Genomic DNA, 10462 nt, shown 5'->3' on the forward strand with positions numbered 1-10462 from the left:
CCCCCACGACTCGTAATGATCAACGATGTCGGCGGCCTGGTCATCGTCCTGGATACTGGCGACGACAAGCGCCTGCCGGCCGTCCCTCGAGCGCAGCGCCGGACCGCCCCCCGTCCAGTAGGACACGACGTCCCTCGCCCCGGCCTGGGCGGCGAGATCGGCGGCAACCGTCTTTCCCGCGGCGACGACCGCCGCGTCATCCACATCGCCCGCCCGGGCGGTCACCAACAGGAGGAAGTTCGGGCGGCCGTGGAAGCGAGCGTCCAGGACGTCCTCGGCCCGGGAGGAGTCCGACGCCGGATCGTCGAACCCCCCCGTCTGGAGTTTGCCGAAGGCACCGCCCGCGAGCCCACCGGCGCCGAGCAGCACGAGAAGCGTGAGAAGCGTGAGGACGAGGACCAGACGCGGGCGGCGCGTCACGAGCGCCACGAGCGGAGTAAACACGGAACCCTCCGAAGAGCAGGCGATGCTGAAGAGAACAGTGTTCGCGATCGCTGCTCGTGTCAAGACGCATCCGTTCGCAAAGTTGACAGCGTTCTCGTCGAGACCCACCATGACCGTGGTGAGCAGTCCGGTTCCCCGTCGCGAACGACTGCGGCAGGCCACTCTCGACGAGATCAAACAGACCGCGCGCGCCCAGCTGGCCGAGCACGGCCCGGCTGCGCTCTCCCTACGGGGGATCGCCCGGGTGATGGGCATGGCCCCATCGGCCCTGTACCGCTACGTGGACAGCCGGGAGGTCCTGCTGGCCGAACTGGTCGCGGACGGGTTCGCCTCACTGGCGGAGGCCCTGGAGGCGGCCTTCGACGCGGCCGATCCGCACGACCACCTACAACGCTGGCTCCAGGTCGCCCGCGCGCACCGCCGCTGGGCCCTGGACCATCCGACGGAATACGGACTGATCTTCGGCCCCGGCATCCCCTGCGCCACGTCGACCAACGACCGGATGATCACACAGCTGCACCGCGCGGTCGCGGTGCTGTTCCGCTGCATGAGCGAGCCGACCAGGGCCGGCATGATCGACGCCGCCACGGTGGACGCCCAGCTCACCCCGCCGATGCGCGCCAGCCTACAAGCCTGGGGACGCGACCACGACGTCGCGATCGACGCCGCAGGACTCGCCGTGTGCCTGGCCGTCTGGACCCAGTTGCACGGCTTCATCTCCTTGGAAATGTTCGGGCACCTCCCCTCCGCCCTCGACGACATCGACGATCTGTTCGACCGGCAGATGGCGGACGCGATCATCCGCGTGTGGCGAGGCGGGTACAACCTCGCCACGGTGATGCCCGTCCCGCCGGCCGGCCGGCCGGCCGCGGAGTGACCACCCGGTGCCGACCAACCACCCGGTGTCGACCAGACGGTCTGGTGGTCGACGGTCGGCCGGTCGGCGGCAGCGGTTCAACTGTCCGGCGACCGGCCGCCGGACGGTCAGGCCGAGGTCCGCATTCGCCGCCCCAGCGCGTCGAGCGCGACCCGACGGGTACCCTTGATCTCCGGCAAGCGCGCCTGATAAGCCGGTGCCGTGGCCAACGGCTGGTAGAAGCCGAGCCGCGGGACGAAGTCGGTGTCGTCGTAGCCCGGCGGCCGGTGCAACGCATACGTACGACCCGGGAAAAGCAGGTCGTAGTTGTCGGCGATCTGCCAGATGGCGACGTGCGGGTCGACCCGCCGACGCTGAAAGTACGCCTCCAGAACATCGATTGTGAAACTAATCTCATGGAACTGTTTGACCAGACTGTGGTAATGCTGGCCGACCTGATACTTGATCGGTAGTTCGATCTGGAGACTATCGGAGTAGTCGAGCAGATCGAGCGCCAGAACCTTCAGTGACGTCTCGACGCCGTACCCCCGCGAGAACGCCAGCGCCGCAAAGACGTCCGCGTCGATGACGAACTCCCCGATCAGGGGCTGGATTGTCCGAGTGATGGACGGCACATACCTGGCGAGCTGTTTCGACAACAGCGACCGCAGCATCTCGGTGGTTCGCCCCCCGGGCTGCCCGTCGCCAGTGACTCTACGCGAACTTCCGTTGACGAAAAGCGGGGCGTTATCGGCAGTCACGGCGGCAGCCAGGACACCCACTGTATATGGATCGTAGCTTTCCAGATCGGCGTCATGGAAGATGAGCCGACTACCGAATGCAAGGTAGGCGAGACTACGCATCGCGCCCGCTTTGCCGCCGGTCGTGGTGGCCTCTCGACCCGCGTGGCGCTGCAGGACCGATTCTCCACGCACGACCCAGCTGGCGCCCGCGTCGGTCGCGATGCGCATCAGGCCATGTTCGTCCCCGTCCGACGACGGGTCGACAACCACGCCGATCTCGTCCAGCACTCTGCGCTCCTGCATCCAGCGTTGCCGGTTGAGTGCGATGATGTCGCCGAGAGTTCGAGCCGCCTCCGGGCCACGGGCCGGGATGAGTAGACTCAGAGTGATGCCCTTGGCGAGTTTGTCGACCTCGATCGAGTCGAGGTCGAGGCTGGTGGGTTCGAGCGTTCGCACGGACGCCCCTCTCTCGTGACCTTTCTTGGGTACGGACAGCCCGTACCGGTGATGACGTCCAGATGGGGATCTGGTGCGGCATTGCCGGCGGTATCAGACGGGCTGGGTAGGGAATCCCCCAGCCACCCCGGACCGCACGATTGGGTACCTCCGTTCACAACGCCTCATCCGCCCGAGTCGTCGCCGGTACCTCCCCGCGTGTTCCGGTTCACCACTTCCGCCTCTCGACCATCCGGGAACGACCGGTCCGCCACATGCAGGTACTGGAGCGTCAAAGTATCGGTCTTACGACCGTGTCCGTCACTCCCCATCTTTCTCGAGGGGAACAACCACCGCTTCCGGGACAAGGAGCGAACACTCGGCGCCGCACCAGCACGACACATGACCCCGCCGCGCCACGGAGGGTACCCGACCAAGCACCTGGAGCGGTTGCTCCGGGACCGATCCGAAAGAACTACCCCCGCACGGCCCGCCGATGCCACCGGATGGGCGGAATCGCTCACGGCGTCCTACTCTCTTTCGGTTATGGCCACGGAAGGAAGACCGGCGCGCGACCGGACCCTCCCGAAGACGGACGATCAGGCGGCGCTCGCCGGCCTGCCCGCCGCCGTGGCCGCGCTCACCATCGCGTACGCCAGGGCACCGCGGCGGATCCGGCATCCGGGGCCGGGGGCTGCCTACTCAAACCAGCCGTTTCACCGACTTCATGATCACCAACGTCGTAGCCCGGTCCGGCGGAACCGATCGCGACCCGGTCCCGTCCCGCGGCCTTCGCGGCGTACAGCGCGCGATCCGCGGCTGCGACGAGCGCGAAGGTGTCGTCCGCGTGATCGGGGAGGGCCGCCGCTCCGACCGAGACCGTCACCGCGATCAGCAGAGACTCCTCGCCGCTGTCTCCCCGGACACCGGCACCCGACCGGGCCTGGCCGCGCGCCCTCGTCGGCTCGGTAGACCCCGCCGCCCCGGACTCCCCCGTTCGGGCCGGCGGGTCCAGAACTCGCGGCGCGGGCACGACGATCCGGACGGGTTCCCGTCCGACGCCGCGGCGCAGACGTTCGGCGATATCGGCGAGGGCGCCTCCCCGGACATTCAGCGTGAGCAGCGCGAACTCCTCACCCCCGTAACGGGCGACGACGTCACCGGGACGGGTCACGACCAGCAGTCGCCGAGCCACCTCCGTCAACACCTGATCACCAGCCGGATGGCCGAATCGGTCGTTCACCGACTTGAAGTGGTCGACGTCGACGAGGATCAGCCCCATTCCGGATCCGGTGCGTCGTACCCGACCGGCCGCCAACCGCATCTCGGCCTCCAGATAGCGGCGGGTACGCAGGCCGGTCAGCCCGTCCGTGATCGCCAGACGCCGCTGGTCGGCCTCCAGGCCCGCCATCCGAACGATGATCAGAATCATCATGATCGCACTTACGACCACGACGACCAGCAGATCCCGTAGATCACCACGGATCACCTGCACGGCCAGCACGGTGGGAGCCACCAGCCCGGCGCTCGACAATGCCACCAGGCGCCAGCCGCTGCGCGCCTGCGCACGCGGGGGCGCCGGCCGCGTGAGGTCGACCATGGTCGGATGCAGCGCGGCGGCGCCGAGGGCGAGGTTGCCCGTCAACCAGATCGCGTCGAGGTAGTTGCCGACCTCGAAGGCCCCGTTCGTCTGCTGCGCGACGTAGATGGTGTCGGCGGTCAGGATGGCGAGCAGGTTGCCCGCCAGCAGGAAGAAGGCGGGTGGGCGGCTCCCGTGCCCCACCACGAGACGGATGGCCACCCCCAGTAACGCCAGATCCATCGCCGGATAGGCCACCGAGGTGACGCCGACGAACAGCTCCTGGCCCGCACGCACCTGCGGCGCGATCAGGTAGAGCCAGGACAACAGAACCGCCGCGAGCAGGAACATCGACCCGTCGAGCAGGCCGGCGATGTCCCGTTCCTGGGTCCGTCGCCGGGTCAGCAGAACGAGACCGACGACGAGCAGCGGGTAGTGGCCCAGATACAACGCATCCGGCAAAGCCGGATAGTCTGTGATGTCAAGCACATAGTGAAAGATGTAGAAGGCGCCATCGCCTATGGCGTACATCACCTGGCTGATTCCGATCAGCAACCAGGGACGTCGGTCGGTCAGCTCCTGGCGTTGCAGGCCGAGGAACACGGCCCCCGCGGCCGAGGTGCTGAGGCAGAGGTAGATGACCAGCCGGACGACGCGTGGGCCGCCGGTCGTGGGAAGCTGGCCGTAAACGAGGATGGCGATCAGACCGAGACAGAGATAGACGAGCCAGACGTGGCTACGCCAGGCGCGCCGCCACGATGGAGCCGGCATCACCCCTCGGTTCGCGACGCGGGATCCGTGCGGGACAGCGGGCGTGGCAGCGGTGCCGGGGTCCGCCGGGAGGTCCGGACCGGTGCGTCGCCCGGCTGGGCGTGATGCCGTCGATGGGCGTTCGTTGTCGGGTTGACCGAGGGAATCGGACCTGTCGACCATGCAGGACCGGCTGGCGGTGAACAGCCGCCCCGGAAGGACCGGGCCATGAGCAGCCTCTCAGTGTGAACATGCGGGTGGCACGCGTACCGGCCGCGTACGCCTGTGGTGCCTTGCGGCATTCCGTTGCCGCTCACGGCACCCACAGCAACACTGATCCCACCCGCCTGGCTTCGGCGGGTCGAACGACGAGTCGAACGCCGCGACCTGCTGAAACCGTATCGAATGGTTGCTCTTCGTACAGGAGCGTTTGAAGCCTGATGGGTACTCTTATCTGATCATTTGTCCACTCATTGTGCGGGATCCGCCCCGCTCGGACGGATCCCGGCTGGGGCGATCACGAAGGGCGAGCCTCGCCCGGACCACTACGAGCCGATGATCGGAAAGTCAGGCTGACGACCGCCGTCGCGGACGTTTCCGCGACGCACCTCAGGGATGGGCGACGAAGTTGAAGTGCGCCCCCGACGCGAAGGCCGCCCGGAACATGGGCAACGTGTAAGGACCGTCGCCGTCCAGATCGAAGATGCGCAGCCCGAGATCACTGTCGACGAGCGTGTACATCTCGTCGGCCGTCGTGCCGTAGTCCCGGGCACCGGCACCGAACTCGAAGACGAGATACGGCCGGCTGAAGCCGATCAGCTTCTGGCCGCCCTTGAACACCCCGTACTCCGCCCCCTCGACGTCGACCTTGATCAAGGCCGGCCGGTAGTCGGCCGGCATCGCGTCGTCCAGCGTCTCGACCGCGACCTCGATCTGTTCGACGTCCTCGCTGTCGGGCACCCGATCACGCAGCCCGCTGTAGGCGGGCCTGCTACGGACGTAGGTGAAGGGCAGCACCCCCGGCTGGTCGGCGAGCGCGGCCTGCCGTACCTCCACCGCCGGGAAATCGGTGGTCAACGCCGCGGCCATGTGCGGCAACGGCTCATAGGCGACGTGCCGGCCTCCCGGGGCGTGCTGGAGGATGATCCGGAGAACGTCACCACTTGTGCGCGCCCACGTCGATACAGTTCGAGTCCTCCCGGAGAACGAAGGACAGCAGCAGCGCCAGATGCCGATCGTCGCTGCGATTGCGGCGGGCGGTAGGGACGACGTTGTCACGCACCAGCTTCAGCGCCGGACCGAGGCCGATGTCGACCGCCACCCGCCGGGCCCTTGCCAGCTGTTTTTCCATCCGAGGATCCATCCGCCGTGACCTCCTGTTGTTCAAGCGGCGACCTGCCGGAGTGTCATCGCCGAATGACCCGTTATGACAGTCAGTACACCACTATTGGGCGAACATGATCCATGGTCAAGACCGGTAACAGGAATTTCAAGTCCACTTCATTCCCGCTCGGACGAGCGGACGAGCGGACGAGCGGACGAGCGGACGAGCGGACGAGCGGACGAGCGGACGAGCGGACGAGCGGACGAGCGGACGAGCGGACGAGCGATAATCCTTACGCCACGAAGAGTTCGACTTCTGAACTCTTCCGTCAGGGAAGGGTTTGGAGGTCGCGGCAGACTACCCAGCGGGACCGTTCGGCCTCGCATCGGCCGCCGCCGCGATGGAGAAGATCGACGGCGGCCGCGTCAGCATCCCGTCTTCAGCGGGCCCCCGCGAGAATCTGCTCGTCGACCGGCTCCGCGGCGAAGGATCCCACCGGTGGGCAGGTGCAGACCAGGTTGCGATCACCATAGGCGTCGTCGATCCGACGTACCGGGGGCCAGTACTTGGCGGCCCGCAGCGAAGCGACGGGATAGGCCGCCACCGATCGCGGATAAGCGTGCGACCATTCGTCGGCGGTAACCATCTGTGCGGTATGCGGAGCATTATTCAGGGGATTGTCGGTCCGCGGCCAGATACCGTCTCCAACCTTTTCCACCTCGGCCCGAATGGAGATCATCGCGTCGCAGAAACGATCGATCTCGCCGAGATCCTCACTCTCCGTCGGCTCGACCATCAGTGTTCCGGCAACCGGGAAGGACATGGTCGGAGCATGGAAACCGTAGTCGATGAGACGCTTCGCCACATCGTCCACGGTGACGCCGGTCATCTTCGTCAACGGCCGTAGGTCCAGAATGCACTCATGGGCGACCAGCCCGTCCCGGCCCGCGTAGAGCACCGGATAGTACGGACGCAGCCGGTGGGCAATGTAGTTGGCGTTCAGGACGGCCACCGAGGTCGCCCGGTGCAGGCCATCCGCACCCATCATCCGGATGTAGGCCCACGGAATCATGAGAATTCCGGCCGAGCCCCATGGGGATCCCGAGATCGGGCCCACTCCGGTGGCCGGTCCGGCCTCCGGCCGCAGCGGGTGGTTCGGCAGATAGGGTAGGAGTTTTTCGACCACGGCGACCGGGCCGACCCCCGGACCCCCGCCACCATGCGGGATGCAGAACGTCTTGTGCAGGTTCAGGTGGCTCACGTCGGCCCCGAACTGCCCCGGCCTGGCAAGCCCCACCAGAGCGTTGAGATTCGCTCCGTCTACGTACACCAGGCCGCCGGCCTCATGCACGATCGCGCACGCCTGCCCGATGCCCTCCTCGTACACACCATGGGTCGACGGGTAGGTGACCATCAGCGCCGCCAACGCGTCCGCGTTCGCGCGGGCCTTGCGGGCCAGATCGTTCAGGTCGACGTTCCCGTCGTCGTCACAGGAGACAACGACCACCCGCATTCCCGCCATCGCGGCGCTCGCCGCATTCGTCCCATGCGCCGAGGAGGGAATGAGACAGATGTTTCGCACCACGGACCCGGGAACAGCATGATCGCGGTGATAGGCCCGGATGGCGAGCAGCCCGGCGAGCTCACCCTGACTGCCGGCATTCGGTTGGAGGGAAACCCCCGCATACCCGGTGATCTGCGCAAGCCAACGCTCTAGGTCCTGAATCATCGCGAGATATCCGGCGGCCTGGCCCAGCGGAGAAAATGGATGGATGTCGGCGAATTCCGGCCAGGTGACCGCGGCCATCTCCGTGGTCGCGTTGAGTTTCATCGTGCACGACCCCAAGGGGATCATGCCCCGGTCGAGAGCCAGATCAAGATCGGACAGTCGACGCAGATAGCGGAGCATCGCGGTCTCCGACCGATGGTCGTGGAACACCGGATGTTGCAGGTAGGGATCCGTACGCACCAGTTCGGCGGGCAGCGCCACCAGCTCGTCCGCCATCTGGTCTGCCTGGTCCGCGCGGGCCATGAGATGATCGCTCGCCGCCGCGACGGGCCCGGTCCGAGCCCCGGTCCGGATCCCGCTTTCGGTCTCGGTCTCGGTCCAAGTGATGCCCGCCGTGGCCTCCGGGCCCACCCCGAAGGCCGACCAGACGGCCCCCAGCTCGGCCCGGCCCGTCGTCTCGTTGCAGGAGATGCCCACGTGGTCATCGTCGACCAGCCGCAGGTTCACTCCCCGCGCCAACGCGTCCGCAACCACCTGGGCGGCCCGGCCCGGTACCGCGGCGAGGACGGTGTCGAAGAACGCGTCGTGCACCACCGTCACACCGGCGGCGCGCAGGCCTTCGGCGAGGCGCACCGCGTGCCCGTGGAGGCGACGCGCGATCCCGGCCAGGCCCTCCGGGCCGTGGTAGACCGCGTACATAGAGGCGAGTACCGCGGGCAGCACCTGGGCTGTGCAGATGTTGCTCGTCGCCTTTTCCCGCCGGATGTGCTGCTCACGGGTCTGCAGGGTGAGCCGGTACGCGGGTGCGCCGTCCGCGTCGACCGATACCCCGACGAGCCGCCCCGGCAGGGACCGCTCCAGCCCCTTGCGCGCTGCGAGGTAGCCGGCGTGCGGGCCTCCGAAGGACAGCGGTAGCCCGAACCGCTGCGTGCTCCCCACCGCGATGTCCGCGCCGAGATCACCAGGCGCCCGCAGCAGGGTCAGCGCCAGCGGATCGGCGGCGATCGTGACGACGATGCCGCGCTCCCTCGCCGCTGCGATCACACCACGCACATCCCGCAGGACGCCCGCCGGCCCGGGATAAGACAGCAGCAGGCCGAAGGTCGCATCCAGTTCCGCCGGGCCCACGGCCGTGAGTCCGGCGGCGAGATCCGCGACCACCACGTTGATCCCCAGCGCCTCCGCCCTGGTCGCGACCACCGCAATGGTCTGCGGGAGGGTGTCGGCCTCGATGAGGAACGTCGTGCGGGAACCCTTCACCGTCCGGAACGCGATCTGCATCGCCTCGGCCGCCGCGGTCGGCTCGTCCAGCAGGGAGGCTCCGGCCACCGCCAGGCCGGTCAGATCAGTGATCATCGTCTGGAAGTTGAGTAACGCCTCCAGGCGGCCCTGGGAGATCTCCGGCTGGTACGGCGTGTACGCTGTGTACCAGGCGGGGCTCTCCAGGATGTTGCGCTGGATGACTCCCGGCATCACCGCGGGATGGAACCCCAGCCCGATCATCGAGGAAACCGGTCGGTTCCTGCTACCGAACGCGCGTAGGGCCGCGAGCACCGCGGGTTCACTCAGCGCCGCGGGAAGATCCAGATCCTGGTCACGGATGCTCGCCGGGACGGCCGCATCAATGAGCGCGGCCAGTGATTCCACGCGCAGCGCATCCAGCATCGCCCGTTGGGAGGACGGGTCCGGGCCGATGTGCCGATCGGCAAACCGCGGGATGGCCGCGGCGGGCAGCCGCCTCGCACCGTTCCTGCCCACCGCCGCGGCGCTACCCTGCCGCGGCGCCCCCGACCGCGCGTGCGACGACGCGGGAGCGGTCGTGGCGGCCATGGCGGCCGTGGCCGGTCCATCGGCATAGGGGGTGTCGTCGTACTCGGTGACGTCAGGCATGATGACTGCTCCGGAGGTCGGGCGACGACGGATCATGCCGGCGCCGCGGCGGGCCTCCCCCTCTGTCATAGGCCTGAGAGCTTCACCGGCGCCGCCGCCGGCAGTCCGGGGAGCTGCGGGCGGGGAACGCGGCTTTCACCGTCGGCGGGACACCTCACGGCGTCCACTTTCCAGAGTTGCCTGACCCGGCGGTTGGGGGCCTGAGAGTTTATGGGGAGAGCTTGCTCCTTCGGCGTCCCGACCAGCGAGCGACCGGGACTCTCCCGCACAGGTGTGAGCGGCATCGGTATGGAGTTGTGGGACGGGGCACGGATGACCCGGGGATGCCTACCAGTAGCGAATGATCGGCTCCCAACTGATGCCGGTCCCCTCGACGCCGGCTGCGTTCAGCCACGATTCCACTCCCCGAACACTAGCTGCGGGAGCCCCGCGGGCCAACCAGTGACCCCCACCGAAACCTGTTCGCAACATGAACCCACGAACCCGTGGAGCCGTGGGCCGTGGCCACGGGGCCATCGGTCGTCCGCCATCCGATCCTGCGGGCGGAGGCGGCGGCCTCGGCGTCAGGGCCGCCCGCCGGTAGGCGATACGAGCGCGGACATCTATGTATCTAGGCACAGGTCACAGCTCTGCGAAAAAATGTCAAGAAGCATCAAGATTCCGGGGCGTGCCCCAGCACTGATGCTGAAAAAACGGGCCATGCCCCCTGGAA

The 10462-nt window shown here is 67.7% G+C and carries 6 protein-coding genes, 1 pseudogene and 2 riboswitches; of the genes and pseudogenes, 1 reads left to right on the forward strand and 6 read right to left on the reverse strand.

Features of this window, described 5'->3' with window-relative positions; all coding sequences use genetic code 11:
* A pseudogene (locus tag AC08OJ_RS15455) lies at positions 1 to 444 on the reverse strand (MMPL family transporter); the annotation flags it as partial.
* A 22-nt stretch (positions 445 to 466) separates the two neighbouring features.
* Here AC08OJ_RS15455 and AC08OJ_RS15460 point away from each other — a divergent pair.
* Positions 467 to 1321, forward strand: coding sequence for a TetR/AcrR family transcriptional regulator (locus AC08OJ_RS15460; protein WP_476596074.1), 855 nt, complete (start codon positions 467 to 469; stop codon positions 1319 to 1321).
* Between the two features lie 107 nt (positions 1322 to 1428).
* Here the strand turns inward: AC08OJ_RS15460 and AC08OJ_RS15465 are convergent, their stop codons facing one another.
* The 5 genes from AC08OJ_RS15465 to gcvP form a co-directional block, all read right to left on the reverse strand.
* The gene (locus tag AC08OJ_RS15465; protein ID WP_476593704.1) at positions 1429 to 2499 is read right to left on the reverse strand and encodes a glycosyltransferase family protein; all 1071 of its coding nucleotides are present in this window, start codon (positions 2497 to 2499) and stop codon (positions 1429 to 1431) included.
* 619 nt (positions 2500 to 3118) lie between these two features.
* Complete coding sequence (locus AC08OJ_RS15470; protein WP_476596075.1) at positions 3119 to 4828, reverse strand: GGDEF domain-containing protein; 1710 nt, start codon at positions 4826 to 4828, stop codon at positions 3119 to 3121.
* Between the two features lie 588 nt (positions 4829 to 5416).
* A complete protein-coding gene (locus tag AC08OJ_RS15475; protein WP_476593707.1) occupies positions 5417 to 6055 on the reverse strand; it encodes an FkbM family methyltransferase in 639 nt (212 codons plus the stop codon).
* Positions 5964 to 6158: a hypothetical protein gene (locus tag AC08OJ_RS15480; RefSeq protein WP_476593708.1), complete on the reverse strand. Its 195-nt coding sequence runs from the start codon at positions 6156 to 6158 to the stop codon at positions 5964 to 5966. Before AC08OJ_RS15480 ends, AC08OJ_RS15475 begins: the two co-directional genes overlap by 92 nt.
* A gap of 412 nt (positions 6159 to 6570) precedes the next feature.
* Positions 6571 to 9750, reverse strand: coding sequence for an aminomethyl-transferring glycine dehydrogenase (gcvP, locus tag AC08OJ_RS15485; RefSeq protein ID WP_476596077.1), 3180 nt, complete (start codon positions 9748 to 9750; stop codon positions 6571 to 6573).
* Between the two features lie 55 nt (positions 9751 to 9805).
* Positions 9806 to 9929, reverse strand: a riboswitch (glycine riboswitch).
* A riboswitch (glycine riboswitch) is annotated at positions 9930 to 10026 on the reverse strand.
* Positions 10027 to 10462 lie beyond the last annotated feature (436 nt).

This window comes from Frankia sp. CgKIO3, assembly GCF_977946435.1.